A 26,240-nucleotide genomic window follows, 5' to 3' on the forward strand; every position below is an offset into this window, starting at 1 on the left:
AAGGTGCTGAAATGAAGCCCGACCGCTAGGCCTTGCCGGCGAGCGAGCGCCAGGCATCCGGCGCATGCCCGTCCGTCACGACCTTCACCTCTCGCACCAGGAACGAGGGCTGCAGGCCGAATGAATCGCGGAAGGTGCGGCTCATGTGTGCCGCATCCGAAAAGCCGCTCGCCAGCGCGATGTGCGTCAGCGGCTGGCCGTCGGCCAGTTGCACACTGGAGCGCCGCAGCTTGCTCCACAACAGATAGCGCTTGACCGACAGCCCCATCTGCTCGCGGAACAGATGGCTCAACCGGCCGCGCGACAGGCAGGCCATCACGGACAGCTCTTCGCGCTGCAACAGACTCGGATGCGTGCGGATCAGCCGCAGCAGGCGTTCGATGCGCGGGTCCATCTGCGTCGAAAGAACCGCTGATCCGGTCACCGCATCCACCATGCGTTGGCTGAGCGACCTTAATTGCCCATCACGGAGCACGCCATGCAGTGCCGGCTCGAAGCTGTCGCGCAAGGCGCCGAAGACACGCGCATCGAGCGGCATGATGCGGCGCCCGCCCATCCATGCCGACAGCATGCGACAGGTGCTCGACGCCGGATCGAGATTGATCGAGATCAGCCCGCCGCAATCGGCATCGAGCCGGCGCGACACGTCCGGCGCCACCACCGCGGCCGAGCAATGCGCACGCGTGCCGTCATGCGCCTCCAGCATGAACGCACGCCCGCTGATCGATGCCAGCAAGGTCAACGCAGGACGGGCGGTCAGCCCCGAGTGGATGGCCGGCGTGAGATAGACGAAGCCGTCGTCCCACAGGTGCAGCAGGCTCTGCGCGCTCATTGCACGAACACCTCGCGGCGGCCCCGAAGACCGAAAGATCCCCTGCAATGGCAATACATGGGCAAGCCCGCCTTTTGTTTGTCTTCTGCTTGTTGCGGCTGCCGCGCGATGGCCGCGCGGCGCCTCCCCTGAAACGCCCCGCAGTGTAGGCACCGCGAGGCCGGGAGTCGTTCAGGGTTAGTGTTTAAGCAGAAAGAGTCGCATGTGTGACGGCCACACCTCGGAACATGGGTCTTCTGAAGGTCGGCACCGGGTACTGGCATCCGCTTCGGGTGAACCCGAAACCGTCAATCGTCGCGTCGGCTATCGGGCGTTGAATGTGCGAGGAAACAGCGCAGCCTGCGAGCGGTCGCGCAGGCGGTAGCTCATGGCCGGCCGGCCCAGGCTGCCGGTGACCATGCCGGCCTCTTCCATGAATTCACCGTCGAGCATGCGCTTGCGGAAAGCGCTTTTGTCCATGTCGCGCCCCAGCACCACCTCGTAGGTGTGCTGCAGCGCCGGCAGCGTGAAGGGCTCTTCGAGCAGGAAGGCTGGCAGCGAGGTGTATTCGACCTTGCTGCGCAGCCGGGCAATGGCGGCATCGAGCAGTTCGCCGTGATCGAAGGCAAGTCGCTTGCGCAACGCGGCGCCAACCTCGAACCACGCCACCTCCGCCGCGTTGGCACCGCTGCGTAACTGCATCGCCTGCGCCGGAATCAGCGCGCAGAAGCAGTGCGTGGCAGACCAGCCGCGCGGGTCACGCTGCGCACCGCCCCAACTGCCGAGCTGTTCGAGGTATGGCGCCTCGACGCCGGTTTTCTCGCGCAGCTTGCGCAACGCGCAATCGAGCAGCGAAGCGTCTTCATCGATGTTCACGAAGCCGCCCGGCAACGCCCACTTGCCGGGGAACGGCTCGGCCGTATCGGCGGGCCGTCGAACCAGCAAGACCTGCAAGGCGTCTTCGAGCACGGTGAACATCACGACGTCGACCGTGACCAAGGGGCGCGGAAAGGTCAGCGGCGGAAATTTTGAGGCGGAGGTGTTCACTGGATGGGTTGACTTCGTTCTTATTAGTTGTACTATACAACCCATCATTAGTTGCACAGAACAACTCAATAGATCAGCAAGAACAAGAACACGAGGAACACAAGATGAACAACGCTGTCACACCACTTCCCACCGAGCTGCACATCGCGCAGCGCACGCGCTGGCCGCAAAGCGGCCCGCACATCCTCGCGCACCATGACGCCGAGTCGGTCATCGTCTACCAGGCCTATCGCCCCGCCATTGGCGAGTACGCGATCCGGCACGGCCGGCTCGATGGCCCGGACTTCAGCCTTTCACGCATGAGTTGGATCAAGCCGAACTTCCTCTGGATGATGTACCGCTCGGGCTGGGGCACCAAGCAGGGCCAGGAAGTAACGCTCGGGCTTCGGCTGCGCCGCGCCTTCTTCGAGCGCGTGGTGCGTGAGGCCGTGCCGTCGACCTTCGACCCCAGCTATCCGAGCCGTGAAGCATGGCAGGCCGCCGTCGCCCGATCAGAGGTGCGCCTGCAATGGGACCCGGATCACGCGCCGAGTGGCAACAAGCTGGAGCGCCGGGCCATCCAGCTCGGGCTGCGTGGCCGTACGCTTGTGGCGTTCGCGCACGAAGAACTGCTGGAGGTCATCGACATGCGCCCCTTCGTGGATGCCCAGCGCCCCTTGGCGCAAAACGACAACCCCGAATTGCAATTGCCGGTCGAGCATCCGCTGGACGTCGGCCCCTGACGAAAAGAAAAGAATGACGACGCACACACCGACGACACCGCGCAGTATCAAGGACCTGCCCACCTACTTCGCACAAGGGCATCGCCCCGAATACCTGCTGTTCTGGGGGCACCAGAGCCCGAAGACCGGCGTGAACAAGAGTTGCTTCAGCCAGTGGTTCGAAGCCGAATTCGCCGTCGAAGGCGTCCGGTATCGCACGGCAGAGCATTTCATGATGGCCGGCAAGGCGCGCCTGTTCGGCGACACACAAACCTGCGAGCGGATCATCGCGGCGCGCACGCCCGGCGAAGCCAAGAAGCTCGGCCGCGAGATCCGCGACTTCGACGAAGCCGCGTGGGTGCAAGCGCGCCTGGACATCGTGATGCGCGGCAACATCGCCAAGTTCTCGCAGAACCCCGCGCTGGGTGCCTTCCTGCTCGGCACGGGCCACCAGGTGCTGGTGGAAGCCAGCCCGGTCGATCCGATCTGGGGCATCGGCCGTGCCGCCACCGACCCGGCTGCGCAAGACCCTCGCGAATGGCGCGGTCTCAACCTGCTGGGCTTTGCACTGATGGCCGCGCGCGAAGCGTTGAGGCAGGCGCAATGAGCACCGACCGCTACCGGGGTTGCCTGCTCGGACTGGCTTGCGGCGACGCGGTCGGCACCACTGTCGAGTTCTGCGCGCGCGGCACCTTCGAGCGCGTCACCGACATGCGAGGTGGTGGCCCTTTTGAATTGCGTCCCGGCGAATGGACCGACGACACATCGATGGCCTTGTGCCTCGCGGCAAGCCTGATCCATTGCCAAGGCTCCAATGCCATCGACCAGATGAACCGCTACTGCAACTGGCGCAGCGTGGGCTACATGAGCAGCACGGGGAACTGCTTCGACATCGGCATGACGGTGTCGGGCGCCCTCACCCGCTACCTCGCGTCGGGCGACCCGTTCGCGGGCGACCCCGACCCGCGTACCGCCGGCAACGGCGCATTGATGCGGCTCGCGCCCGTGCCGATGTTCTTCGCACCGAGCATCGAGATGACCTGGCAGCAAGCCGGCGACAGCACGCGCACCACGCATGGTGCACGGGAGGCCATCGAATGCTCGCGGCTCTTTGCATTGCAATTGCGCGCGGCGCTGCGGGGAGAGAGCAAGACGGCGATTCTTTCGACCGCGCCGCTCGAACCCTTGAGCGAGAAAGTCGCCGCACTGGCACGCGGCGACTACACGACCAAGCCACGCGAACACATCAGTGGATCAGGCTATTGCGTCGAGTCGCTCGAAGCGGCCCTCTGGTGCTTCGCGCACACGGACTCCTTCGAACAGGCCGTGCTTGCCGCGGTCAACCTCGGCGACGATGCCGACACCACCGCGGCCATCTGCGGCCAGCTGGCAGGCGCCTTCTACGGTGCGGGCGCCATTCCGGCCGGCTGGCTCGAACAGCTCGTGATGCGCGCTGAAATCGAGCAGATGGCAGACCAGTTGCTCGCACTCGCACGCTGAAGGCAGCGGCGCGCCGCCCTCACTCCTGCGGGACAGCCACAGGCTCACCAACCCGCCGCGCATCGAGCTGACTACCCCCTTGCGACAGCGAGACACCCACCACCGAGTTCCCCTCGCCGCGCTTGAAGACGAACTGCGCGCCGATGGTCGCCACGGCAAAGCGGTCGTTGCCTGTGGGCATGAGCGCGCTGTAGCCGCGCCCCGTCTCGCGCACCAGCAGCTTGGCGCCGCGCACGGTGAAGGTCAGCGACATCGTCTTGCTGACGCGGAACTCGCCCCTGTAGTCCTCCAGCCGCGCGGGATCGACGGGCACCTCGATGGTCGACACCGGGTAGCGGCTCTTGCCGATGGCCAAAAACACCGACTGCATCGGCGCGCGCGTGTTGCTGCTGAGCACGATCATGGCCTCGCCGGTGTCTGGCGCGAGCAGCCAGAGCGTGCGGTAGCCCTCGGTCACGCCTGCGTGGTAGTAGGTGCGTCGCGCCCCTTCGGTGCCGCGCACCATCACCGCGTAGCCGATCTCCGCGCCCTCGTAGCGCGCCAGCGGCGTGAGCATGCGCACGGCGGCCGGGCCGAGCGGGCCGTTGGCGCCGGCCAGGATCGCGCGGCTGAAGGTCAGCATGTCGGCGGCGGTGGAACGCAGCGCGCTGGCCGGCGAGTAGGCCAGCATGTCCAGCAACTGCTGGCGGCGGTCGCCGGCGAAGGCCGGGGCCATGCGCGAGGCCTTGTCGCCGAGCGGGATCACGGTGTCGTTCATGCCCAGCGGTTCGGTGATGCGCGCGCGCACCAGCTCGCCCCACGAGGTGTTGTAGCGCTCGGCCAGCAACAGCCCGAGCAGGGCCATGCCGAAGTTGCTGTAGCTGCCTTCGCAGGGAGCGGCGGCGGCGGTGAGCTTGATGCGCGTGAGCGCGGCCCAGAACATCGGCTTGTCGAAGGTGCGGAACTGCTCGGCCAGCGCCGGGCCGCCGGCCACGCCATCGGCCATCACGGGCATGCAGCCGGTGTGCGTGACGAGCTGGCGCAGCGTCACCGCGGCCACGGGGGGCGACAAGCCCTCGACCTTGCCGGCGAGCAGCTTGCCGACGGTGTCGTCCAGCTTCAGGTCGCCGCGCTCCACGGCTTGTGCGAGCAGCAGGCCGGTGAAGACCTTGGTGACGGAGCCGATCTCGAACATCGGCTGCTCCGCGCTGTTGGGCTCGATGGGGCGCGGTGTCGAAGGCGGCTCGGGGTTGTAGGCCGCGCCGTAAGCGGCCTTGCCGTTGCGCAAGGTGCCGATGACGAGCGTGCCGCGCTCGGCGCCGAGCGCGGCCTTGGCCAGCACCGTCGGGTCGCTCGCCAGCGTGAGGGGCACCAGCTGCGCGGCGGCGTTGCCCGCCAGCAGCGACAAAAGAAGCCAGGCCGCGAACCAGCGGTGGTACAGGGCGTGAGACAGCAGCCGCATCGTCGGATTCCTCAGGCGTCATCGAAGAGGTGCCATCGTGCCACGGCAGGTGTAACACCGTGCGCGCCGTGACAATCGGGCGATGCGCGCATTGCTCACCACCTTCTCCTGGCAGGAACTCCGCCACCACCCCTGGCGCAACGCGGCGGCCGTGCTGGCGGTGATGCTGGGCGTGGCGCTCGCGTTCTCGGTGCAGTTGATCAACGCCTCGGCACTCGACGAATTCTCCAGCGCCGTGCGCTCTGTGAACGGCCAGCCCGACCTTGAAGTGCGCGCCGTGCAGGGCGGCTTCGACGAAGCCGTGTTCGCCCGGCTGGCGCAGCAGCCGCAGGTGACGCTCGCGAGCCCCGTGCTCGAATTCCAGGGCCTGGCGCTGGCAGGTAGCGAACGCCAAGTGCCGATGCGCGTGATCGGTGTCGATGCGCTGGTGCTGCCCACCATCGCGCCCGCGCTGATGCCGCAGCCCGCGGCCGGTGCCGACCGCTTCGCGCTGTTCGCACCGGGCCATGTGTTCCTGAACGCTGCCGCGCGCAATGTGCTGGGCCTGCCGGCGCAAGCCGATGCCGGCGCCACGGAGACGGTGCAACTGCGCAGCGGCGACGCATGGCAGCGGCTCGACGTGGCCGGCCATGTCGCCGCCAGCGGCGCGGCGCTCGCGGTGATGGACATTGCGGCGGCTCAGGAGCTGTTCGGGCAGATCGGACAACTCAGCCGCATCGACCTGCGGCTGGCGCCCGGCACCGACCGCGCGGCCTTCATCGCGTCGCTGCAGCAATCGCCGGGCTGGCCGGCAGGCGTGCAGTTCGCCGAGCCGGGCGATGCGGCTGAACGCGTGAGCAACCTGTCGCGCGCCTACCGCGTGAACCTCACGGTGCTGGCATTGGTCGCGCTGTTCACGGGCGCGTTCCTCGTCTTCTCCGTGCTGGCGCTCAGCGTGGCCAAGCGCGCGCAGCAGTTCGCGCTGCTTGGCGTGCTGGGCCTCACGCCGCGCGAGCGGCTGCGGCTGGTGCTGAGCGAATCGCTGGTGCTGGGCCTGATCGGCAGCGTGGCCGGCATTGCGCTCGGCACCGCGCTGGCGGCCTTCGCGCTGCGGGTGCTCGGCGGCGACCTGGGCGGTGGCTACTTCGAAGGCGTCGCGCCCAAGCTGCACTGGAGCAGCGGCGCGGCGCTGCTGTACGGCGGCCTCGGCGTGCTGGCCGCGCTGGTCGGCGGCTGGTGGCCCGCGCGCGCGGCGCAGGCCTTGCCCGAGGCGCAAACGCTCAAGGGCCTGGGCGCCGCGCCCACGCAGGGCAACAGCCACTGGCTGGCACTGGGGCTGATTGCCGTCAGCGTGGTGCTGGCGAACATCCCGGCCATCGGCGGCATTCCGGTCGCGGCTTACTTGTCGGTGGCCTGCCTGCTGGTCGGCGGCATCACCGCCCTGCCCTGGCTGATCGCGTTGCTGTACGACCGCGTGGCGCCGCTGTTCGCGCAGCGCGTGCTGCCGATGCTGGCCGTCGAGCGCGCGCGGCGCATGCGCGGCACGGCGGCCGTGGCGGTGAGCGGCGTGGTGGCGAGCCTGAGCCTTGCCGTCGCGCTCACCGTGATGGTCGCGAGCTTCCGCGATTCGGTCACGCACTGGCTCGACGTGGTGCTGCCGGCCGACCTGTATGTGCGCGCCACGTCCGGAGGACGCGGCAGCAACACCGGCAACAGCAGCAGCACCGACACCGCCACCTTTGCGCCAGCCTTCGTGCAGGCGCTGGCGCAACTGCCCGGCGTGGCGCGCACGGGCACGCTGCGCACCCAGTCGCTGCAGCTCGATGCCTCCCGCCCGACCGTGGCGCTGATCGCGCGCAGCCTTGAAGGCAGCGCGGCGCAGTCGCTGCCACTGGTGGGCGCCGCGCTGCCTGTGCCCGAGGGGCAGATCGGCATCTACGTGAGCGAGCCGATGGTCGAGCTGTATGGCGCGAAGCCGGGGAGCACGTTCGCGCCGATGTCGGGCGCCATGGCTGCGGCCGCGTCATCGAAAACCGCGCCCGTCTTTTTCGTCGCGGGCGTGTGGCGTGACTACGCGCGGCAGTTCGGCGCGATCACGATGGATGCGCGCGACTTCGAGCGCATCACCGGCGAGCGCAACGTGAGCGACGTGGCGCTGTGGCTCGAGGCCGGTGTGTCGGAAGGCTCAGTGCAGGCCGGCGTGCGCAAGCTGGCGGCGCAACAGGGCGGTGCGTCTTCGGAGTCGGTCGAGATTTCTTCCGTGGGGCAGATCCGCACGACCTCGCTGCGCATCTTCGACCGCAGCTTCGCGGTGACCTACTGGCTGCAGGCCGTGGCCATTGCCATCGGGCTCTTCGGCATCGCGGCGAGCTTCAGCGCGCAGGTGCTGGCGCGGCGCAAGGAGTTCGGCCTGCTCGCGCACTTGGGCTTCACGCGGCGGCAGGTGCTGGCTGTCGTGGCGGGCGAAGGCGCGGCGTGGACGGCCATCGGCGCCGTGGCAGGGCTGGTGTTGGGGCTGGCCGTGTCGGTGGTGCTGGTAAAGGTGGTGAACCCGCAGAGCTTCCACTGGAGCATGGACCTGCTGGTGCCCTGGGCCCGGCTGCTGGTGCTGTGTGCGGCGGTTGTGGCAGCCGGCACGGTGACCGCATGGATGGCGGGGCGGGCCGCCGCCGGCAAGGACGTGGTGCTGGCGGTCAAGGAAGACTGGTAGCCCTTGTTCGTTCTTTCCCGGAGGCGAGGTGCGCCCCCGGCCCCGGGAAAGAAAGAACTCACTTGCCGGGCGTGAGCTGAATCCTCTCCACGGTCTCTTTCTCGACCGCCGACCGGGTGTAGACCAGCGGCACGTACTTCCCCTCAAGCCATAGCGGCGCCAGGTCCCGGTAGTTCGGGCTGTCCGGATTGCCCGATTGCCCCGGCGTGTTGATGACGCGCGATGCATCCCAGTTGCCCACGTCCAGCACCATGCGAAACGATGCCCCCGCCGTCAGCTTGTAGTCGCTCGCGCGGTAGGTGGCGGCCATCGGCGTGAAGGAAGAGCCGGACATCGGCCAGTCGCCCACGTCCAGCTTCTTGCGCGTCGCCGCATCGACGACACCACCCAGCGGATGCCGGAACTCCGCGCGATGCAGGGTGCCCCATTTCCACGCGGCAGGGTCGGGCCCGAGCTTGGCGGAAAGCTCCTGCATCGCGGCCGGCAAGGTCTTCAGCAGCAAGGCGTCGCGCTGTTCGTTGCTCACCCATCCGAACGGGTTCTCCAGCAGCAGCACCATGCGCGTGTTGTCGCCCGGTGCGGCCAGCGCGGCGGCGCTGTCGCCGGCACCGGCCTTGAGCACGGCCGCGCGCAAGGGCTTGCTGCTCCACACCTCGTAGAGCGCGGCGGGCCCGCTGTCGCGGTCCATGGTGCCGTCCCAGCCCTGCAGCATGCGCAGGGCCGTCGCGGTCTGCGCGTCGTCGCTGCGAAGGCCGGCCAGCAGCTTCAGCAGGCGCTGCGCCGGCGTCGCGACGATGTCGTTCTGCATGCGCTCCGAATCCTCGACCGTGAAGCGCGAGCCCGCCGCGACCTTGGCCGCGAACAGTTCCTTGAGGCGGCGCGCACGGGCCGCATCGCTCCATTCGTAGCCGACACCCTTCTTCGCGGCGGGATGGTCGGGCGGAATGTTGTTCTCGTTGGCGGTCACGACGTAGCCGCGCGCCGGGTTGAACTCCGACGGCAGCTCGTCGCCATTGCGAAAACCCGACCACTCGTAGCGGCCGTCGCCGGGCACGGGCATGAGCCCGTCCCAGTTGGGCCGGATCGGCGTGAGCCCGCCCGGAATCCAGCCGACGTTGCCGCTGGTGTCCGCATAGACCTGGTTCTCGCCCGGTGCGCCCCAGCGGTTCATGGCCGCGCGGAACTGGTCCCAGTTGCGCGCGCGCATGTAGTCCATCGAGCCGAAGTACGGCGCCATGCCGGGCTCCAGCCAGGCGGCGCGCAAGGCATAGGCGCGGCGCTTGCCGGGCTCGGACAGCAGCACCGGGCCATGGCGCGTGAAGGTGTTGACCACCTCGCGCGGCGTGCTTTCGCCCCTGACCGCGATGCGCTCCTTCACGTGCGTCATCGGCTCCCAGCGGCCCTGGTAGCGGTACTCGTCGGGGTTGCGCGGGTTGAGCTGGTACACGTACAGGTCTTCCTGGTCCATGTAGAAGCGCGTGAGGCCGAAGGCGATGGTGCCGTTGTGGCCGATCGACAGGCCGGGCAAAAAGGGCTCGCCCGCGCCGATGGCGTCCATGCCGGGCGCGCTCAGGTGCGTCATGTAGCGCAGGCTCGGCGCGCCGTGGGCACGGTGCGGGTCGTTGGCCAGGATGGGACGCCCGGTGGCCGTGAGCTTGGGCGAGATCACCCAGTTGTTGCTGCCGTAGGCGCCGGTCGGATCGCCTTGCGCGGCCTGCTCCTGCTGCGCCCTTGCCGCAGCCGACTCGGCGCTGCCGGGCAGCAACGCGACCGGCGTGGAGGCCGCGCCGGTGTTCAAGCCCACCCGCGTGTTGGCCTTGGTGAACTGCGGCGGCTCGGTCGCGCGCATGTAGGCGGCGCGCAGCTCGGTCGCCGGGATGTTGCAAGGGTCCAGGCCCGGTGGCACGCGGGGCGTGACCGGTGGATCGAGTTCGCGGCGCAGCCAGTCGGCCTTGATGCCGGCACCGCCCGCACAGAAAGCGCGGGCGCGTTCGATCTCGGAAGTGAAGTTGAGCGTGAGCCCGTGGTGGCGGATGCGCACCACGTCTTCGGGTGACCACATCGCGGGCTGATAGTCGAGCAGCGCGAACTCGGGCGGCAGCAGCGCGGGCTGCGCACGCACCTGCGCCACGTAGGCATTGACGCCGGCCGTGAAAGCCTCGGCCACGCGCTTGGCGTCGGAGCCGTAGGCCAGCCACTCGCGGTACATGTCGCCGCGGTAGAGCACGGCGCGCGCGGCGCGGTCGCTCTCGACCCATGCGGGTCCGAAGTCCTTCGCCATTTCGCCGAGGCCGCGCTTGCGCCACAGGTCCATCTGCCACAACCGGTCGCGCGCGGCGATGAAGCCCTGCGCCACGAAAGCGTCGTAGAGCGTGCCCGCATAAAGGTGCGGCACGCCCCAGCGATCGACCAGCACCTCGGCCGGTTTTTCCAGGCCCGGCACTGCGAAGGATGAGGAGGGGCGCTGCGGTGTCGTCCCCTTGTCGGGAGGCCCCGATGCGCAGCCGGCGAGCGCGAGGACCGCGAACGCAACGGCGCCGATGGAATGCCTTTGGCCTAACGAGCGCCGCGATGCCGGGCGCAGGTTTCTTCTTTTCATGTGTCTCGTCTCCTGCCTGTTGATGGCAGGGCACAGTATCCCGATTTATGCGCCGGGCGGGGGTTACAAGGCATGACTTGTAGACTGGCGCGCTATGCAGCAGCAAACCACTTTCTCCTCCTCTTCTTCCTGCAGCGGCTGGCTCGGCGGTGCGATCCGCCGCATCGAGGCCGACTACCAGCGCAGTGCCGACACGCACCTGATCCCGCTGCCCATGCCCTCGCTCGCCGCGCACGGCATCGACCTGTACCTGAAGGACGAATCGACGCACCCGACCGGCAGCCTCAAGCACCGGCTCGCACGCTCGCTCTTTCTCTATGCGCTGTGCAACGGCTGGGTGCGCGAAGGCACGACCATCGTCGAAGCCTCCAGCGGCTCGACGGCGGTAAGCGAGGCCTACTTCGCGCGGCTGCTGGGCCTGCCCTTCATCGCGGTGATGCCGCGCACCACCTCGCCCGAGAAGATCGCGCAGATCGCCTTCTATGGCGCGAGCTGCCACTTCGTCGACCATGCGGCGCAGGTGTACGAAGAAGCGCGCGCGCTGGCCGAGCGCACGGGTGGCCACTACATGGACCAGTTCACGTATGCCGAGCGCGCCACCGACTGGCGCGGCAACAACAACATCGCCGAGAGCATGTTCCAGCAGATGGCGCGCGAGCGGCATCCGGTGCCCAAGTGGATCGTGGTGGGCGCGGGCACCGGCGGCACCAGCGCCACCATCGGGCGCTACCTGCGCTTTCGCTGCCACGACACGCAGGTGTGCGTGCCTGACCCCGAAGGCTCGGTGTTCTCGGCCTATCACCGCACGGGCGACACCACGCTCACCGCCGTGGGCTCGCGCATCGAAGGCATCGGCCGCCCGCGCGTGGAGCCCAGCTTCATCCGCACGCTGGTCGACCGCATGATCGAAGTGCCAAACCTCGATTCGGTGGCGGCGATGCATGCGCTGTCGACGCTGCTGGGGCGCAAGGTCGGCCCGTCGACTGGCACCAACTTCATCGGCATGCTCGCGGTGGCGCAGGAGATGCGCGCGGCCGGCCAGCAGGGCTCGATTCTTTCGCTGCTGTGCGATGCGGGCGAGCGCTACCTGCCGAGCTATCACGACGCGGCGTGGGTGCAGAACGCCTTCGGCGACATCGGCCCGGCGCAGCAGCGCATCGACGCGCTGGTTGCGGCTTGACGTGACGATGCCTGCGTCTTTCGCGCTGTCGCGGCGTGGCCTGCTGCTGGCCGCGCTGTGTGCGGGGCCGGCGGCCTGGGCGTTGCCCGCGCGCACGCTGCAGTTTCCGCGCGACTTCGGCAGCCACCCTGATCTGCACACCGAGTGGTGGTACATCACGGGCCACGCGAAGACGCCGGCCGGACGCGAGTTCGGCTTTCAGGTCACTTTTTTCCGTTCGCGCGTCGAGGCCACGCAGAACATGCGCTCGGCCTTCGCGGCGAAGAACCTCGTGTTCGCGCACGCAGCCGTCACCGACCTCGAAGGCCGCGTGCTGCTGCACGACCAGCGCATCGCGCGCGCGGGCTTCGGCGTGGCATCGGCGAGCGAGGCGGACACCGACGTGCGCATCCGCGACTGGTCGCTGGTGCGCAAGGACGGCAGCTATTCGGCGCGCATCCCTGCCGGCGAGTTCTCGCTGGACCTGCGCTTCACGCCGACGCAGCCGTTGCTGTTGCAGGGCAACGCCGGCCTCTCGCGCAAGGGGCCTGACGAAGCACAGGCGAGCTACTACTACAGCGAACCGCAGCTCAAGGCACAGGGCAAGCTGACGCTCAAGGGCCAGGCCTTCGAGGTCGATGGCGCGGCATGGCTCGATCACGAGTGGAGCGAAGCGTTGATGCACCCCGGGGCCGTGGGCTGGGACTGGATCGGCATGAACCTCGACGACGGCAGTGCGCTCACCGCATTCCATCTGCGCCGTGCCGATGGCAGCGGGTTGTGGGCCGGTGGTTCTTTCCGTCCGCGAGACGGGGCGGCGCGCATCTTCAAGAACGACGAAGTGCGCTTCGAGAGCATCAACGCGTGGACCAGTCCGCGCACGCAGGCGAAGTACCCGACGCAGTGGCGCGTGCAAACGCCCTCCGGCAATTTCGAGGTGCGTGCACTGCTCGACGACCAGGAGCTGGACAGCCGTGGCTCGACCGGGGGCGTGTACTGGGAAGGGTTGAGCGAACTGCTCGATGCGCAGGGCCGTCGCGTGGGGCGCGGTTACCTCGAAATGACCGGTTACGCCGCCCCGCTGCGTCTGTAACGGTTGTAGCGCAACGCAAGCCCCGACAACCGGCCATGAGCCGCGTGCGTTGGACGTCATGCATTGCATGACTTGAAAAAGAGAGGACCCCCATGACGATTCGAATCACCGCGCTGGCACTGGCCGGCGCTTGTTCACTGCTTGCCGTTCCGATGGCCGCGAACGCGCAGGTCTCGGTCAACATCAACGTACCCGGGCTGGTCATGGCGGCACCGCCGCCGCCACGCTACGAAGCCGCGCCGCCGCCGCGTGGCGGCTTCGTCTGGGTGCCCGGCCGCTGGGCCTGGGACGGACGCGCCTACGCATGGCAACGAGGCAGCTGGCAGCCCGAGCGCGTGGGCTATGCGTACGCACCGGGCCGCTGGGTGGAAGACCGCGGCGGCTGGCGTTGGGCCGATGGTGACTGGCGCCGGCGCGAAGAGCGCCGCGAACGACGGGATTGGAACGACGACCATCGGCATCATGACCGCGGCGACGATCGCCGTGGACACGATCGCGACCGGGGCGATTTCTGCCCGCCCGGCCAGGCGAAAAAGGGCAACTGCTGACAGCAATGAAAAAGGGAGCCACGTGGCTCCCTTTTTTCTTGAGGGGTTGAATCGGGTTCTGCCTACTTCGCGCGCCGCCGCTCGATGAAAGCGATGATCTCGCCCATGATCCCCTTGCGGAAGGCGAGCACGCAGATCACGAAGATCAGGCCCGTGACCATGGTCACCGACTCGCCCAGCGTGTTGAACCAGTCGACCGTCGTGATGCGGGCCAGGAAGCTGCCGAGTTCGCCGATCTTGTTTTCCAGCAGCACCACGACAGCCGAACCCACCAGCGGACCCGAGAGCGTACCGAGGCCACCCACCAAGGTCATCAGGATGACCTGGCCCGATGCGGTCCAGTGCACATCGGACAGCGTGGCAAAGCCCAGCACCAGCGTCTTGAGTGAACCGGCCAGGCCCGAGAGCGCGGCCGAGATCACGAAGGCCAGCAGCTTGAAGCGGCTCACGTCATAGCCCAGCGACAGCGCGCGTGGCTCGTTTTCCTTGATGCCCTTGAGCACCTGCCCGAAAGGCGAGTGGATGGTGCGCACGATCAGCAGGAAGGCCAGCACGACCACGATCAGCGCGACGTAGTACATCGTGAGGTCGTTAGACAGATCGATGAAGCCGAACAGCTTGCCGCGCGGCACGCCCTGCAGGCCGTCTTCGCCACCCGTGAACTTGGCCTGCAGCGCGACGAAGAACATCATCTGCGCCAGCGCCAGCGTGATCATCGCGAAGTAGATGCCCTGGCGGCGGATGGCCAGCACGCCGAACAACCAGCCGAGCAAGGCGCCGGTGAGCGTGCCTGCAATCAGCCCCAGCTCGGGCGTGAGGCCCCAGACCTTCATCGCATGCCCGGCCACGTAGGCAGAGCCGCCCAGGAAAGCCGCATGCCCGAAGGACAGCAGGCCCGTGAAGCCCAGCAGCAGGTTGAAGGCCGCGGCGAACAGCGCGAAGCACATGAGCTTCATCACGAACACCGGATAAGCGCCGAAGAACGGCGCGGCGATCAGCGCGACCAGCAGCAAGGCGTAGACGACGGTGGATATTTTTTTCATGTTCATGCCGCTCGCCTTACTTCTCTTTGCCGAACAGGCCGGCGGGGCGAATCAACAGCACGATGACCATGATCACGAACACAACCGTAGACGATGCTTCCGGATAGAAAACCTTGGTGAAGCCCTCGATCACGCCCAGGCCCAGGCCGGTGAGGATGGCGCCCATGATCGAGCCCATGCCGCCGATCACGACGACAGCGAACACCACGATGATGAGGTTCTGCCCCATCAGCGGCGACACCTGGATCACCGGCGCCGCCAGCACGCCGGCAAACGCGGCCAGACCGGCGCCGAAGGCATAGGTCAGCGTGATCATCAGCGGCACGTTGACGCCAAAGGCTTCCACCAGCCGCGGGTTCTCGGTGCCGGCGCGCAGGTAGGCGCCCAGGCGGGTCTTCTCGATCACGTACCAGGTCGCAAAGCAGACCACGAGGGACGCGACGACCACCCAGGCCCGGTAGTTGGGCAGCACCATGAAGCCGAGGTCGGTGGCGCTCGACAACGCTTCGGGCGCGTCATAGGACAGGCCCGAGACGCCATAGACCGAGCGGAACACGCCTTCGATCAGCAGCGTCAGGCCCAGCGTGAGCAGCAGGCCGTAGAGGTGGTCGAGCTTGTAGATCCAGCGCAGCAGCAGCCGCTCGATGAGCACGCCGAAGATGCCGATGACGATGGGTGCCAGCAGCAGCATCACCCAGTAGTTGATGCCGAAATATTCCATGGCCATCCAGGTCAGGATGGCGCCCATCATGAACAGCGCGCCGTGCGCGAAGTTGATGACGTTGAGCAGGCCGAAGATCACCGCGAGCCCGAGGCTCAAAATGGCATAGAACGAGCCATTGACCAGCCCCAGAAGGAGCTGGCTCAACAGGCCGGGTAGGGAAATGGTCATAAGCGTTTCAACGAACGCGGGCGCTGCAAAAGCGCCCGCGGGGGATCACTTCCAGAGGGCGCACTTGCTCTCGGCCTTGGTCGTGAAGACCTCTTCACCCTTGAGCTTCTGGACCACCTTGTAGTAGTCCCAGGGCTGCTTCGACTCGGCCGGCGACTTGACCTGCATCAGGTACATGTCGTGCACGAAGCGGCCGTCGGCGCGCACCGTGCCCTTGGCGTAGAAGTCATCGATGGGCGTGGCCTTGATAGTCTCCATGACCTTGTCGGCATCGACCGTCTTGGCGGCCTGCACGGCCTTCAGGTAGGTCATGGTGGCCGAGTAGTCGGCCGCCTGGATGTCGGTGGGCATGCGCTTGGTCTTCTCGAAGAAGCGCTTGCCGAAGGCGCGCGTCTTGTCGTCCAGGTTCCAGTCCCAGCTCGTGGTGAGCAGCAGGCCTTCGGTGTTCTTCAGGCCCAGGCTGTGCACGTCGGTCACGAACACCAGCAGGCCGACCATCTTCATGGTCTTGGTGATGCCGAACTCCTTGGCCGACTTGATGGCGTTCTGCGTGTCGCCGCCCGCATTGGCCAGTGCCAGCACCTGGGCCTTGGAGTTCTGCGCCTGCAGCAGGAACGAAGAGAAGTCGGAGGTGTTGAGCGGATGCTTGACGCTGCCCACCACCGTGCCGCCCTTTTCCTTCACGACGCGGGTGGCGTCGGCTTCGAGCGCCTGGCCGAAGGCGTAGTCGGCCGTCAGGAAGAACCAGCTCTTGTCGCCGCGCGCGATCACCGCGCTGCCCGTGCCCTTGGCCAGCGCCACGGTGTCGTAGGCGTAGTGCACGGTGTAGGGGCTGCATTGCTCGTTGGTGAGCGCCGAGCTGCCGGCGCCGTTCACGACGAAGACGCGCTTTTTCTCCTGCGCCACCTTGGCCATGGCCAGGCCGGTGCTGGAGGTGGTGCCGCCGAACAGCATCGTCAGGCCCTGCGTGTCGATCCACTCGCGCGCCTTGGAAGCGGCAATGTCGGCCTTGTTCTGGTGGTCGGCCTGCAGCAGCTCGATGGGCATGCCGTTGACCTTGCCGCCGAAGTCGTCGATGGCCATCTGGATGGCGATCGCGCCGTTCTTGCCCTCCACGTCCGCGTAGAGGCTCGACATGTCGGTGATGAAGCCGATCTTGAGCTTCTCCTGGGCCTGCGCGGCGCCGGCAGCCATGAGGCAGGTGGCGACGATGCAGGCGGAGGCGATGAGCGTGCGTTTCATGGAGTGATCCTCTTGTTTGTCTTCGGTGGAAAGGTCTGGCGCGGCTTCAGCCGTTTATTTCCAGAGGGCGCACTTGGTCTCGGCCTTGGTCGTGAAGACCTGGTCGCCCGGCAGCGTCTTGAGCACCTTCAGGTAGTCCCATGGCTTCTTGGATTCGGCGGGCGACTTCACTTCGACCAGGTACATGTCGTGGATGAAGCTGCCGTCGGCGCGGATCTGGCCCTTGCCGTAGAAGTCGTCGATCTTCATGCTCTTGAGCTGCGCCATCACCTTGTCGGAGTCGGTGGTCTTGGCGGCGGCCACGGCCTTCAGGTAGCTCATGGTGGCCGAGTAGTCGGCGGCCTGCACGTCGGTCGGCATGCGCTTGGTCTTCTCGAAGAAGCGGTTGGCGAACTTGCGCGATTCGTCGTTCAGGTCCCAGTACCAGCTGGTGGTGTGCAGCAGGCCTTCGGTGTTCTTCAGGCCCAGGCTGTGGATGTCGCTCAGAAAGACCAGCAGGCCGGCGGTCTTCATGGTCTTGTTGATGCCGAACTCCTTCGCGGCCTTGATCGAGTTGATCGTGTCGCCACCGGCGTTGGCCAGGCCCAGGATCTGCGCCTTGGAGTTCTGCGCCTGCAGCAGGAAGGACGAGAAGTCCGACGCGTTCAGCGGATGGCGCACGGCGCCCACCACGGTGCCGCCCTTTTCCTTCACGACCTTGGTGGTGTCGGCCTCGAGCGCATGGCCGAAGGCGTAGTCGGCCGTCAGGAAGAACCAGCTCTTGCCGCCACGATCGACCACCGCAGCGCCCGTGCCCTTGGCCAGTGCCACGGTGTCGTAGGCGTAGTGAATGGTGTAGGGGCTGCACTGCTCGTTGGTGAGCACCGAGCTGCCGGCACCGTTGTTGAAATACACGCGCTTCTTTTCTTCCGCCACCTTGGCGGTGGCCAGCGCCACGCCCGAATTGGTGCCGCCGAAGACCATCGTCACGCCGGCGGTGTCGATCCATTCGCGGGCCTTGGAGGCGGCGATGTCGGCCTTGTTCTGGTGGTCGGCCACCAGCAGCTCGATGGGCTGGCCCAGCGCCTTGCCGCCGAAGTCGTCGATGGCCATCTGGATGGCGGTGGCGCCGCCCTTGCCTTCCAGGTCGGCGTACAGGCTCGACAGGTCGGTCACGAAACCGATCTTCACTTTTTCCTGTGCCTGCGCTGCGCCTGCGCCCAGTGCGAGGATGCCGATGGCGGTGGCGATGAGGCCGAGTTTCTTGTTCATGCTGTTGTCTCCTGAAGGAATCTTTGTGGGACGGAAGGAACGGGTCTTGTGGACTTGTCTTTTCTTTTCAGACGCCGAGCAGCTCTGTGAGCACCGGCATCTTGGCTTCGAGTTCCGCCGCGCCGAATTTCTCGACGATGCGGCCGTGCTCCATCACATAGAAGCGGTCGGCCAGCGGCGCGGCGAAGCGGAAGTTCTGCTCCACCATGACGATGGTGTAGCCCTTGGCGCGCAGCATGGTGATCATCCGAGCCAGCGCCTGCACGATGACCGGCGCGAGGCCTTCGGAAATCTCGTCGAGCAGCAGCAGCTTGGCGCCGGTGCGCAGGATGCGCGCGACCGCCAGCATCTGCTGCTCGCCACCCGACAGGCGCGTGCCCTGGCTGTGGCGGCGCTCGGCCAGGTTGGGGAACATGGTGTAGATCTCTTCGACCGACATGCCCTGCCCTGCGCCCTTGAGTTCGGGCGGCAGCATCAGGTTTTCTTCGCACGAGAGGCTGGCGAAGATGCCGCGCTCTTCGGGGCAATAGCCGATGCCCAGGTGCGCGATGCGGTGCGTCGGCATGGCAATGGTCTCTTTGCCATTGACCTCGATGCTGCCCTTGCGCGCGCCCGTCAGGTCCATGATGGCGCGCAGCGTGGTGGTGCGGCCCGCACCGTTGCGGCCAAGCAGCGTGACGACTTCACCTGGCTGCACGACCATGTCGACGCCGTGCAGCACATGCGATTCGCCGTACCAGGCTTGCAGGCCCTTGATTTCGAGCGCGGCGGTCATCAGTGGGCTCCCTGCAGTTGGCCATCGGTGGTGCCCATGTAGGCTTCCATCACCTGTGGATTTGCGGAGACTTCGGCGTACGGGCCTTCGGCCAGCACCGCACCACGTTGAAGCACGGTGATGGTGTCGGCGATGGTGGAGACCACGCTCATGTTGTGTTCGACCATGAGGATCGTGCGTCCGGCCGACACGCGCTTGATGAGTTCGGCCACGCGGTGCACGTCTTCATGGCCCATGCCCTGCGTGGGTTCGTCCAGCAGCATCAGCTCGGGCTCCATCGCCAGCGTGGTGGCGATCTCGAGCGCTCGCTTGCGGCCGTAGGGAAGGTTCACGGTCTGTTCATCGGCGAGGTCTTCGAGGCCGACTTCAGCCAGCAGCTCGCGTGCTCTGGCATCCAATGGCTTGAGCGACTTCTCGCTCTTCCAGAAGTGGTACGAGGTGCCAAGCCGGCGCTGCAGGCCCAGCCGCACGTTCTCGAGCAGCGTGAGATGCGGGAACACCGCAGAGATCTGGAACGAGCGGATGATGCCGCGCCGCGCGATCTGCGCCGGGCGCTCGCCCGTGATGTCCTGCCCATTGAAGAGGATCGTGCCGGTGGTCGGCTCGAGGAACTTGGTGAGCAGGTTGAAGCAGGTTGTCTTACCGGCACCATTGGGACCGATGAGTGCGTGGATCGAGCCGCGCACCACCGACAGGTTGACCTTGCTGACCGCGGTGAACCCTTTGAATTCCTTGGTGAGCTGGCGTGTTTCGAGGATGACGTCGCTCATCTCGCGAAGTCGCCCGGGTTCGGCAAAAAGAAGTCGGTCATGCGGTCCATCTTGGCGCGCCACCATGGAGCGCGGACCGATTGTTCGTGGGCGCCTCCTGCTTGCATACTGGGGCAAATGCCTATGCTGCACTGCAACCTGCGCGAGCCGGGCTTTGTGCACGCACGCCGACTGTCGTCGTAACGACAATGACTCCACCCGCGCAAGAACATCCCGTGCTAGTGCCGCGCGGCTTGCGCCTTGTTGCGCTGCCAACGCCGTGTCTAGTCCGGGAAAGTCCAAGGCGAGCTTCGCGATGGCCTGCATAAACTGCACGAAGACCATGCCGAACTTTCGCTCTCCCGACTTCCTGACCGATCACATCCTGCACACGCTCTCGTTCTACGAGCCGCGCTGCATCGACACCTCGGGTGGCTTCTTTCACTTCTTCAAGGACGACGGCACGGTGTACGACCGGCGCACCCGCCATCTGGTGAGCAGCACGCGCTTCGTGTTCAACCATGCGATGGCCTATCGGCGCTTCGGCAATCCGGCGCAGCTTGCGGCGGTACGGCATGGCCTGGCGTTCGTGCAGCGCGCCCACGCACAACCCCAAGGCGGCTACGCATGGCAGATCGACTGGCACGAACAGCGCGCCACCGTGCAGGACGGCACGCATCACTGCTATGGCCTGGCCTTCGTGCTGCTGGCGCATGCGCATGCGCTGATGGCCGGCGTCGAGGATGCATACCCCGGCCTGGAACACACCTGGCAGTTGATGGAGCGGCACTTCTGGGAGCCGCTGCACCAGCTCTATGCCGACGAAGCCACCGCCGACTGGCGCGCGGGCACCTACCGCGGCCAGAACGCCAACATGCATGCATGCGAAGCCATGATGGCCGCCTTCGAGGCCACGCAGGAAACCCGCTACCTCGACCGCGCGCTGGCGCTGGCGCAATCGGTGACGGGCCGGCAGGCCGCGCTGGCCGACGGGCTGGTGTGGGAGCACTACCGAGAAGACTGGTCGGTCGACTGGGACTACAACCGCGGCGACAAGACCAACATCTTCAGGCCCTGGGGCTTCCAGACCGGGCACCTGACCGAATGGGCCAAGCTGCTGCTGCAACTGGAGCGCCACCTCGTGGCCGAGGGCCGTGAAGCCAGTTGGCTACTGCCGCGCGCCAGGCACTTCTTCGACACCGCCATGTTCCGTGGCTGGGACGCCGACAACGGCGGCCTGGCCTACGGCCTCGGCCCCGACGGCGTGGTGTGCGACGGCGACAAGTATTTCTGGGTGCAGGCCGAGAGCTTCGCCGCCGCCGCCCTGCTCGCGGTGCGCACCGGCGAGGCGAGCTACTGGGACTGGTACGACAGCATCTGGGCCTATAGCTGGGAACACTTCGTCGATCACCGGCATGGCGCCTGGTATCGCATCCTCACGCCGCAGAACGGAAAGATCAGCGACGAGAAAAGCCCGGCCGGCAAGACCGACTATCACACGATGGGTGCGTGCTACGACGTGCTGCGCGCCCTAGGGTGAATCGACATTCAAACGAGGCCGTTTGAATGCCGATTCACCCTAGCCATGTGAAAACCCCCAGGTCTTCTTGACGAAGCCTGGGGGTGATTGCTTTGCGTTAGTTGAGGCTCAGTGCGCGCCTGCTGCAGCGTCGCTGCTACCTGCACCGCCCTTTTGCGGCCGTGCCAGCCACACCAGCGGGATCAGCAACAGGAACAGGATCGCCGACGCATAGAAGATGTCGTTCGTCGCGAGCATGTAGGCCTGCTGGTCGACGATGCGGTTGATCTGCCCCAGCACCTGTTCGGTGCCGAACCCGTTGCTGGCAAGCCCGGCCATGGCACCCGTCGCCGCGTTGTTGCCCTGGTTGATCGCCTCCGACAGTTGCGCATGGTGCAGCGTCGCGCGGTTGTCCCACAGCGTGGTGGTGAGCGAAGTGCCCATCGCGCCGGCCGTGATCCGCAGGAAGTTCGACAACCCCGACGCGGCCGGAATGCGGTCGGGCGTGAGGCCCGACAGCGTGATGGTCACCAACGGAATGAAGAAGAACGCCATCGCGATGCCCTGGATGACCGTCGGGATGATGATCGTCACGAAGTCGGCCTGCGTGTTGAAGTTCGACCGCATCCACAGCACCAGCGCGAACACCAGGAACGAGAAGGTTGCATAGCGGCGCGGATCGATCTTGCCCACCGTGAGCCCCACGATCGGCGAGAAGAAGATCGCCAGCATCCCCACGGGCGCCATGATCATCCCCGCCTGCGTCGCTGTGTAGCCCATCCACTGCTGCAGCCACAGCGGCAGCAGCACCACGTTGCCGAAGAACAGGCCGTACGCCACGGCGGTTGCCACGGCACCCGACCAGAAGTTGCGGCGCTTGAACAGCGACAGGTCGACCACCGGGTGCTTGTCGGTCAGCTCCCAGATCAGGAAGAACGCGAAGCCGACCACGGCCACCACCGCCATCGTGATGATCTGCGGCGAATGGAACCAGTCGAGTTCCTTGCCCTTGTCGAGCATCAGCTGCATCGAGCCGACCCACAGCACCAGCAGCGCCAGGCCGATGGCGTCGATGGGCACCTTGTGCGTGGTGCTCTCGCGCTTGCGATAGAGCGTCCACGTGATGGAAGCCGCGACGATGCCGACGGGGATGTTGATGTAGAAGATCCACGGCCACGAAATGTTGTCGGTGATCCAGCCGCCCAGCAGCGGCCCCATCACCGGCGCGACCAGCGTGGTCATCGACCACATGGCCATCGCCAGGCCGGCCTTGGCCTTCGGATAACTCGACAGCAGCAGCGTCTGCGACAGCGGAATCATCGGACCTGCGACGAAGCCCTGCAGCGCGCGGAAGGCGATCAGCGTCGTCATGTTCGGTGCCAGGCCGCACAGCAGCGAAGCGACCATGAACAGGATCACGCTCGCCATGAACAGGCGGACCTGTCCGAAGCGCTGCGTCATGAAACCCGTGAGCGGCACCGCGATGGCGTTGGCCACCGCGAAGCTGGTAATGACCCAGGTGCCTTGCGTGGTGCTCACGCCAAGGTCGCCCGAGATGGCGGGCAACGACACGTTCGCGATCGACGAATCGAGCACGTTCATGAAGGTCGCCGCAGAAAGCGCGATCGTGCCCCAGACGCGGGCAGAGCCCTCGAGTGGAGCGTGCGCTATGTAAGCCGGAGCAGCGGTGGCCATTGCGCGAGCTGTCGTGGAGTTGGCAAGCCCGGGCGATCAGCCCGGCTGGCCTTGCACTGCCACCGATGCCGCGGCGGGCGCGGTCGCCGGTGCGGCCGAGCCCTTCGACGGGGCGGCGGCCGTGGCCGGCGCGCTGCGTCCGATGTTGGCTGCGACGATGCGCTCCACTTCGGCGTCGGCGCCGCGATCGAGCTGGCTGTACACCGCCGTCTGCGACAGCGCGGCGGCGCGCGGTGCGTCGGCGAGCATCTTGCCGCTCTTGGACGAGATGTCGATCTCGGCATCCATCGACAGGCCGATCCGCAGCGGGTTGGCCTTGAGCTGCTCGGGGTCGAGCGCGATGCGCACGGGCACGCGCTGCACCACCTTGATCCAGTTGCCGGTGGCGTTCTGTGCCGGCAGCAGTGCGAACGCGCTGCCGGTGCCCACGCCCAGGCCCGCGACCTTGCCGGTGTATTCGACCTTCTTGCCGTACACGTCCGCCGTGAGCTTCACGGGCTGGTCGATGCGGATGTTGCGCAACTGCACTTCCTTGAAGTTGGCGTCGACCCACAGTTGGTTGAGCGGCACGATCGACATCATCGGCGTACCAGCCGAGACGCGCTGGCCGAGCTGCACGGTGCGCTTGGCCACATAGCCGTCGACCGGTGCGGGCATGGCCACGCGCTGCGTGGCGAGGTAGGCCTCACGCACCTTGGAGGCGGCAGCCAGCACGCTCGGGTGCTGGGCCACGCTGGTGCCTTCGGTCAGCGACTGGTTGCTGACCAGGGCTTCCTTCGCGGCGACCACACCGGCCTGCGCCGCGGCGAGCGCGCTCTTGGCGGTGTCGAGCTGCGTTTCGGCGTGGTTGAGTTCTTCCTTCGACACGGCGCCGTTGCCCGACAGCGCGCGGCGGCGTTGCAGGTCATCCTGTGCCTTGGCGATGTCGCTCTGCGCCTTGACGATGTCGGACTGGCGCAGCGTGATCTGCGCGGCCAGCGAACCGTTGTTGGCGTACAGCGTGCGCACCTGGCGCACGGCTTGCGCCAGCGCGGCCTCGGCCTGCTCCAGCGCCACCTTGGCGTCGGCCGGGTCGAGTTGCACCAGCGGCTGGCCGGCCTTCACGAAGTCGGTGTCGTCGGCGCTGATGGCCATGACGGTGCCGCCGATCTGCGGCGTGATCTGGATGACGTTGCCCGACACGTAGGCGTTGTCGGTGTCCTCGTAGTGGCTGGCAACCAGCCATTCATAGAGGCCCCAGCCGCCGCCGGCGACGATCACCACGGCCGCCAATGCGGTCAGCGCGCGGCGGCGCTTGCCGTTGCCGGCAGGTGCTTCAGGTGCAACAGAGGCTGCGGATGCAGCGGGCGTCGGAGTGTTGTTATCGCTCATGGTGAAGTTCTTTCCGAAGACGAGGAAGACGGGTCAGTTCAATTCAGTTCAGGGCAGCCGTGGGGGCCGATGCGGTGGCCGTGCCCGGAGGCTGCCAGCCGCCGCCCAGTGCGCGCGCCAGGGCCACCTGCGTGTCGAGCGCACGTGCGGCGAGATCGACGGCCAGACGGCGTTGTGCGAGCACGGCGGTTTCGGCCGTCAGCACATTGAGGTAGTTGCCAAGGCCCGCGCGATAGCGCTGCACGGCGATGTCGTAAGCACCTTCGGCTGCGGTCTGCGCGGCGCGCTGTTCGGTCTGCTGGCGGGTGATCGACTGTGCGCTCGTGACCTGGTCGGCCGCATCGCGCACGGCATCGAGCACGGTGGCGTTGTAGCTTTCGATGGCCACGTCGAGGTCGGCCGACTTGCCGCGCAGGTTGGCGCGCAGCTTGCCGCCCTCGAAGATCGGCAGGCTGATGGCCGGGCCCACGCCCCACTGCTCGCTACCGGACTTCAGCAGCTTGCCGAAGCCCAGGCTCTGGAAGCCGACGAAGGCCGTGAGGTTCACGTTGGGATAGAACAGCGTCTTGGCATTGGCCACGTCGCTGGTGGCTGCTTCGACGCGCCAGCGCGCGGCGGCGATGTCGGCGCGACGGCCGAGCAGGTCGGCCGGAATGTTGGCCTGCAGCGCCATCGGCTTGACGCCGGCCAGCACGGGCGGCTTCAGCGATTGGGACACGTTGGGCTGGCCCACGAGCGCGTCGAGCGCATGTTGCTGCAGCGCGATCTGCTCGTTGAGCGCTTCGATCTGCTGGCGGGCTTCGGGCAGGCCGCCTTCGCTCTGGCGCAGTTCGAGGCGGGTGTCGAGGCCGGCGGACACGCGGTCGCGCACCAGCTTGAGGGTTTCGTCGCGTTGCGCCAGCGTGCGGCGAGCCACGGTGAGCTGGTCGTTCAGGCGCGCCCACTGGAAGTAGCTGCGCGCCACGTTGCTGGCGAGCAGCACGCGTGCTGCATCGGCGTCGGCGGCCGTTGCGTTGGCAGAGCCGATGGCTGCGTCGAGCGCGGTGCGGTTCTTGCCGAAGAAGTCGAGCTCCCAGCTCGCGCCCAGTTGCAGCAGGCCGATGTTCTGGATCGAGCCGCCCAGCGGTTCGGGGTAGATGTAGTTGCTGTTGAACTTCTGGCGGTTCAGGTCGAGCTCGCCATTGACCTTGGGCTTGAGGGCCGAGCCGGCGATGTCCGCCGAGGCTTGCGCGCGCACGAGGCGGGCGCGTGCCACCTGCAGGTTCGGATTGCCGGCCACGGCCTGGTCGATCAGCGTGTTGAGCTGCGTGTCGCCGAAGGCGAGCCACCATTGGCTGTCGAGCGCCGGCACCGCAACGGCGGCCGGGTCCGCGGCAATGCCGAGCGACGAGGCATCGCGCAGCTTGGCCTGCGAGCCGATGCCGGCCATGTCGGCACAGCCAGCCAGCGCGACCAGCAGCAACGCGGCGGCCACGACGGGGGTGCGACGCACAGCGCGCACGGCGAGGGAATCAGTCATTTTTATCTCCACGGGCCGCGAGGGCCTGCGCGTTGTCGAGGATGCGGCGCAAGTAGCCCTTGAGCTGCACCCATTCTTCAGTGGTAAAGCCTGCAAGATGTTCGTTCTGCACACGGCTGAGCACGTACGGCACTTCCTTGGCGGCGGCACGGCCTTCGTCGGTGAGTTCGATGTTGACCACGCGGCGGTCTTCGAGCGACCGCACGCGACGGCACAGGCCCTTGGCTTCGAGGCGGTCGAGCAGGCGCGTCATGGCGCCGGTATCGAGTTCACAGGCACGGGCCAGTTCGGCCACGGTGGTGGCCGCGCCGGTGTGCAATTTGTAGAGCGGCACCCATTGCGGGTAGGTCGGGCTGCCGGGTTCGCACATGCGGGTTTCCACCGACTGCCCCACCGCCGTCACGATGCGGCGCATCAGATAACCAATGCTCTCTTCGGCCCGATAGTTCTCGGCCCGGTAGAAGATATGGGGGCGACGCTCCGCTTCGGCGGAGGCCGACGGGGCTTCTTGGGGGTTTGCATCGCTCATGGCCGAAATATTAGCTGCCATGGCAGTTATTGTCAAGGCCGCCTTTGTAGGGGCAAGGGTTCTGTAG

At 66.8% G+C, this 26,240-nt stretch carries 22 protein-coding genes; 8 read left to right on the top strand and 14 right to left on the bottom strand.

The genetic code is table 11. The features are described from left to right. Nucleotides 1-25: 25 nt before the first annotated feature. Together ACSFB7_RS22985 and ACSFB7_RS22990 are read right to left on the bottom strand one after the other, a co-directional pair. A complete protein-coding gene (locus ACSFB7_RS22985; protein WP_435474288.1) occupies nucleotides 26-832 on the bottom strand; it encodes a helix-turn-helix domain-containing protein in 807 nt (268 codons plus the stop codon). Between the two features lie 303 nt (nucleotides 833-1,135). Then, nucleotides 1,136-1,789, bottom strand: coding sequence for an NUDIX hydrolase (locus tag ACSFB7_RS22990; protein WP_435474721.1), 654 nt, complete (start codon nucleotides 1,787-1,789; stop codon nucleotides 1,136-1,138). 173 nt (nucleotides 1,790-1,962) lie between these two features. Between ACSFB7_RS22990 and ACSFB7_RS22995 the strand changes: the two genes are divergently transcribed. From ACSFB7_RS22995 to ACSFB7_RS23005, 3 genes are read left to right on the top strand one after another with little or no spacing between them, the layout of a single operon-like run. Then, the gene (locus tag ACSFB7_RS22995; protein ID WP_435474290.1) at nucleotides 1,963-2,580 is read left to right on the top strand and encodes a DUF4291 domain-containing protein; all 618 of its coding nucleotides are present in this window, start codon (nucleotides 1,963-1,965) and stop codon (nucleotides 2,578-2,580) included. 13 nt (nucleotides 2,581-2,593) lie between these two features. Beyond that, nucleotides 2,594-3,166 carry an NADAR family protein gene (locus tag ACSFB7_RS23000; protein ID WP_435474292.1) on the top strand — a complete coding sequence of 191 codons (573 nt, stop codon included), beginning with the start codon at nucleotides 2,594-2,596 and terminating at the stop codon, nucleotides 3,164-3,166. Beyond that, nucleotides 3,163-4,059 (top strand): ADP-ribosylglycohydrolase family protein, encoded by an 897-nt coding sequence (locus ACSFB7_RS23005; RefSeq protein ID WP_435474294.1) that lies wholly within the window; start codon nucleotides 3,163-3,165, stop codon nucleotides 4,057-4,059. The genes ACSFB7_RS23000 and ACSFB7_RS23005 overlap by 4 nt, the downstream gene beginning before the upstream one ends. Before the next feature lie 19 nt (nucleotides 4,060-4,078). Here the strand turns inward: ACSFB7_RS23005 and ACSFB7_RS23010 are convergent, their stop codons facing one another. Beyond that, the gene (locus tag ACSFB7_RS23010) at nucleotides 4,079-5,500 is read right to left on the bottom strand and encodes a serine hydrolase domain-containing protein (protein ID WP_435474296.1); all 1,422 of its coding nucleotides are present in this window, start codon (nucleotides 5,498-5,500) and stop codon (nucleotides 4,079-4,081) included. Nucleotides 5,501-5,582: 82 nt separating this feature from the next. Here ACSFB7_RS23010 and ACSFB7_RS23015 point away from each other — a divergent pair, with 82 nt between their 5' ends. Then, nucleotides 5,583-8,189, top strand: coding sequence for an FtsX-like permease family protein (locus ACSFB7_RS23015; protein ID WP_435474298.1), 2,607 nt, complete (start codon nucleotides 5,583-5,585; stop codon nucleotides 8,187-8,189). A 58-nt stretch (nucleotides 8,190-8,247) separates the two neighbouring features. Here ACSFB7_RS23015 and ACSFB7_RS23020 read toward each other — a convergent pair whose 3' ends face one another. Then, the gene (locus ACSFB7_RS23020; protein ID WP_435474300.1) at nucleotides 8,248-10,788 is read right to left on the bottom strand and encodes a penicillin acylase family protein; all 2,541 of its coding nucleotides are present in this window, start codon (nucleotides 10,786-10,788) and stop codon (nucleotides 8,248-8,250) included. Nucleotides 10,789-10,882: 94 nt separating this feature from the next. Here ACSFB7_RS23020 and ACSFB7_RS23025 point away from each other — a divergent pair, with 94 nt between their 5' ends. The 3 genes from ACSFB7_RS23025 (at nucleotide 10,883) to ACSFB7_RS23035 (ending at nucleotide 13,588) form a co-directional block, all read left to right on the top strand. Then, on the top strand, nucleotides 10,883-11,968 hold the full coding sequence (locus ACSFB7_RS23025) for a PLP-dependent cysteine synthase family protein (RefSeq protein WP_435474302.1): 1,086 nt from the start codon (nucleotides 10,883-10,885) through the stop codon (nucleotides 11,966-11,968). Nucleotides 11,969-11,975: 7 nt separating this feature from the next. Beyond that, entirely contained in the window at nucleotides 11,976-13,040 is a 1,065-nt protein-coding gene (locus tag ACSFB7_RS23030) for a lipocalin-like domain-containing protein (RefSeq protein ID WP_435474304.1), read from the top strand. A gap of 92 nt (nucleotides 13,041-13,132) precedes the next feature. Continuing rightward, nucleotides 13,133-13,588 carry a hypothetical protein gene (locus ACSFB7_RS23035; RefSeq protein WP_435474305.1) on the top strand — a complete coding sequence of 152 codons (456 nt, stop codon included), beginning with the start codon at nucleotides 13,133-13,135 and terminating at the stop codon, nucleotides 13,586-13,588. A gap of 62 nt (nucleotides 13,589-13,650) precedes the next feature. On the opposite strand, the gene ACSFB7_RS23040 is transcribed toward ACSFB7_RS23035, so the two are convergent. The 6 genes from ACSFB7_RS23040 to ACSFB7_RS23065 all read right to left on the bottom strand — a co-directional run bounded on the left by ACSFB7_RS23040 (nucleotide 13,651) and on the right by ACSFB7_RS23065 (nucleotide 19,561). Then, nucleotides 13,651-14,637 (bottom strand): branched-chain amino acid ABC transporter permease, encoded by a 987-nt coding sequence (locus ACSFB7_RS23040; protein ID WP_435474307.1) that lies wholly within the window; start codon nucleotides 14,635-14,637, stop codon nucleotides 13,651-13,653. Between the two features lie 10 nt (nucleotides 14,638-14,647). Continuing rightward, nucleotides 14,648-15,523: a branched-chain amino acid ABC transporter permease gene (locus ACSFB7_RS23045; RefSeq protein WP_187110955.1), complete on the bottom strand. Its 876-nt coding sequence runs from the start codon at nucleotides 15,521-15,523 to the stop codon at nucleotides 14,648-14,650. 45 nt (nucleotides 15,524-15,568) lie between these two features. Beyond that, nucleotides 15,569-16,717 (bottom strand): ABC transporter substrate-binding protein, encoded by a 1,149-nt coding sequence (locus tag ACSFB7_RS23050; protein ID WP_435474723.1) that lies wholly within the window; start codon nucleotides 16,715-16,717, stop codon nucleotides 15,569-15,571. A gap of 102 nt (nucleotides 16,718-16,819) precedes the next feature. Further along, nucleotides 16,820-18,016, bottom strand: a complete 1,197-nt coding sequence (locus tag ACSFB7_RS23055) for an ABC transporter substrate-binding protein (RefSeq protein WP_435474310.1) — start codon at nucleotides 18,014-18,016, stop codon at nucleotides 16,820-16,822. A gap of 67 nt (nucleotides 18,017-18,083) precedes the next feature. Then, nucleotides 18,084-18,791: an ABC transporter ATP-binding protein gene (locus ACSFB7_RS23060; protein ID WP_435474312.1), complete on the bottom strand. Its 708-nt coding sequence runs from the start codon at nucleotides 18,789-18,791 to the stop codon at nucleotides 18,084-18,086. Next, nucleotides 18,791-19,561, bottom strand: a complete 771-nt coding sequence (locus tag ACSFB7_RS23065; protein WP_187110959.1) for an ABC transporter ATP-binding protein — start codon at nucleotides 19,559-19,561, stop codon at nucleotides 18,791-18,793. Before ACSFB7_RS23065 ends, ACSFB7_RS23060 begins: the two co-directional genes overlap by 1 nt. Before the next feature lie 322 nt (nucleotides 19,562-19,883). Between ACSFB7_RS23065 and ACSFB7_RS23070 the strand changes: the two genes are divergently transcribed. Next, nucleotides 19,884-21,080 (top strand): AGE family epimerase/isomerase, encoded by a 1,197-nt coding sequence (locus ACSFB7_RS23070; RefSeq protein WP_435474314.1) that lies wholly within the window; start codon nucleotides 19,884-19,886, stop codon nucleotides 21,078-21,080. 108 nt (nucleotides 21,081-21,188) lie between these two features. On the opposite strand, the gene ACSFB7_RS23075 is transcribed toward ACSFB7_RS23070, so the two are convergent. The 4 genes from ACSFB7_RS23075 to ACSFB7_RS23090 are packed head-to-tail and all read right to left on the bottom strand — an operon-like array spanning nucleotide 21,189 to nucleotide 26,173. Next, a complete protein-coding gene (locus ACSFB7_RS23075) occupies nucleotides 21,189-22,754 on the bottom strand; it encodes a DHA2 family efflux MFS transporter permease subunit (protein WP_435474316.1) in 1,566 nt (521 codons plus the stop codon). 36 nt (nucleotides 22,755-22,790) lie between these two features. After that, complete coding sequence (locus ACSFB7_RS23080) at nucleotides 22,791-24,125, bottom strand: HlyD family secretion protein (protein WP_435474318.1); 1,335 nt, start codon at nucleotides 24,123-24,125, stop codon at nucleotides 22,791-22,793. A 43-nt stretch (nucleotides 24,126-24,168) separates the two neighbouring features. Beyond that, nucleotides 24,169-25,644 carry an efflux transporter outer membrane subunit gene (locus ACSFB7_RS23085; RefSeq protein WP_435474320.1) on the bottom strand — a complete coding sequence of 492 codons (1,476 nt, stop codon included), beginning with the start codon at nucleotides 25,642-25,644 and terminating at the stop codon, nucleotides 24,169-24,171. Then, complete coding sequence (locus ACSFB7_RS23090; protein WP_435474322.1) at nucleotides 25,637-26,173, bottom strand: MarR family winged helix-turn-helix transcriptional regulator; 537 nt, start codon at nucleotides 26,171-26,173, stop codon at nucleotides 25,637-25,639. The genes ACSFB7_RS23085 and ACSFB7_RS23090 overlap by 8 nt, the downstream gene beginning before the upstream one ends. Between the last annotated feature and the right edge of the window lie 67 nt (nucleotides 26,174-26,240).

The organism is Variovorax raffinosi (assembly GCF_051216615.1).
Taxonomy (GTDB): domain Bacteria; phylum Pseudomonadota; class Gammaproteobacteria; order Burkholderiales; family Burkholderiaceae_C; genus Variovorax.

Bases quoted from the DNA above. Each gene is read 5' to 3' on its own strand.
- ACSFB7_RS23045 (WP_187110955.1), bottom strand. From the start codon at position 15,523: ATGACCATTTCCCTACCCGGCCTGTTGAGCCAGCTCCTTCTGGGGCTG.
- ACSFB7_RS23000 (WP_435474292.1), top strand. From the start codon at position 2,594: ATGACGACGCACACACCGACGACACCGCGCAGTATCAAGGACCTGCCC.
- ACSFB7_RS23030 (WP_435474304.1), top strand. From the start codon at position 11,976: ATGCCTGCGTCTTTCGCGCTGTCGCGGCGTGGCCTGCTGCTGGCCGCG.
- ACSFB7_RS23020 (WP_435474300.1), bottom strand. From the start codon at position 10,788: ATGAAAAGAAGAAACCTGCGCCCGGCATCGCGGCGCTCGTTAGGCCAA.
- ACSFB7_RS22990 (WP_435474721.1), bottom strand. From the start codon at position 1,789: ATGTTCACCGTGCTCGAAGACGCCTTGCAGGTCTTGCTGGTTCGACGG.
- ACSFB7_RS23055 (WP_435474310.1), bottom strand. From the start codon at position 18,016: ATGAACAAGAAACTCGGCCTCATCGCCACCGCCATCGGCATCCTCGCA.
- ACSFB7_RS23090 (WP_435474322.1), bottom strand. From the start codon at position 26,173: ATGAGCGATGCAAACCCCCAAGAAGCCCCGTCGGCCTCCGCCGAAGCG.
- ACSFB7_RS22995 (WP_435474290.1), top strand. From the start codon at position 1,963: ATGAACAACGCTGTCACACCACTTCCCACCGAGCTGCACATCGCGCAG.
- ACSFB7_RS23005 (WP_435474294.1), top strand. From the start codon at position 3,163: ATGAGCACCGACCGCTACCGGGGTTGCCTGCTCGGACTGGCTTGCGGC.
- ACSFB7_RS23010 (WP_435474296.1), bottom strand. From the start codon at position 5,500: ATGCGGCTGCTGTCTCACGCCCTGTACCACCGCTGGTTCGCGGCCTGG.
- ACSFB7_RS23060 (WP_435474312.1), bottom strand. From the start codon at position 18,791: ATGACCGCCGCGCTCGAAATCAAGGGCCTGCAAGCCTGGTACGGCGAA.
- ACSFB7_RS23075 (WP_435474316.1), bottom strand. From the start codon at position 22,754: ATGGCCACCGCTGCTCCGGCTTACATAGCGCACGCTCCACTCGAGGGC.
- ACSFB7_RS23015 (WP_435474298.1), top strand. From the start codon at position 5,583: ATGCGCGCATTGCTCACCACCTTCTCCTGGCAGGAACTCCGCCACCAC.
- ACSFB7_RS23050 (WP_435474723.1), bottom strand. From the start codon at position 16,717: ATGGCTGCCGGCGCCGCGCAGGCCCAGGAGAAGCTCAAGATCGGCTTC.
- ACSFB7_RS22985 (WP_435474288.1), bottom strand. From the start codon at position 832: ATGAGCGCGCAGAGCCTGCTGCACCTGTGGGACGACGGCTTCGTCTAT.
- ACSFB7_RS23065 (WP_187110959.1), bottom strand. From the start codon at position 19,561: ATGAGCGACGTCATCCTCGAAACACGCCAGCTCACCAAGGAATTCAAA.
- ACSFB7_RS23070 (WP_435474314.1), top strand. From the start codon at position 19,884: ATGCCGAACTTTCGCTCTCCCGACTTCCTGACCGATCACATCCTGCAC.
- ACSFB7_RS23085 (WP_435474320.1), bottom strand. From the start codon at position 25,644: ATGACTGATTCCCTCGCCGTGCGCGCTGTGCGTCGCACCCCCGTCGTG.
- ACSFB7_RS23080 (WP_435474318.1), bottom strand. From the start codon at position 24,125: ATGAGCGATAACAACACTCCGACGCCCGCTGCATCCGCAGCCTCTGTT.
- ACSFB7_RS23025 (WP_435474302.1), top strand. From the start codon at position 10,883: ATGCAGCAGCAAACCACTTTCTCCTCCTCTTCTTCCTGCAGCGGCTGG.
- ACSFB7_RS23035 (WP_435474305.1), top strand. From the start codon at position 13,133: ATGACGATTCGAATCACCGCGCTGGCACTGGCCGGCGCTTGTTCACTG.
- ACSFB7_RS23040 (WP_435474307.1), bottom strand. From the start codon at position 14,637: ATGAACATGAAAAAAATATCCACCGTCGTCTACGCCTTGCTGCTGGTC.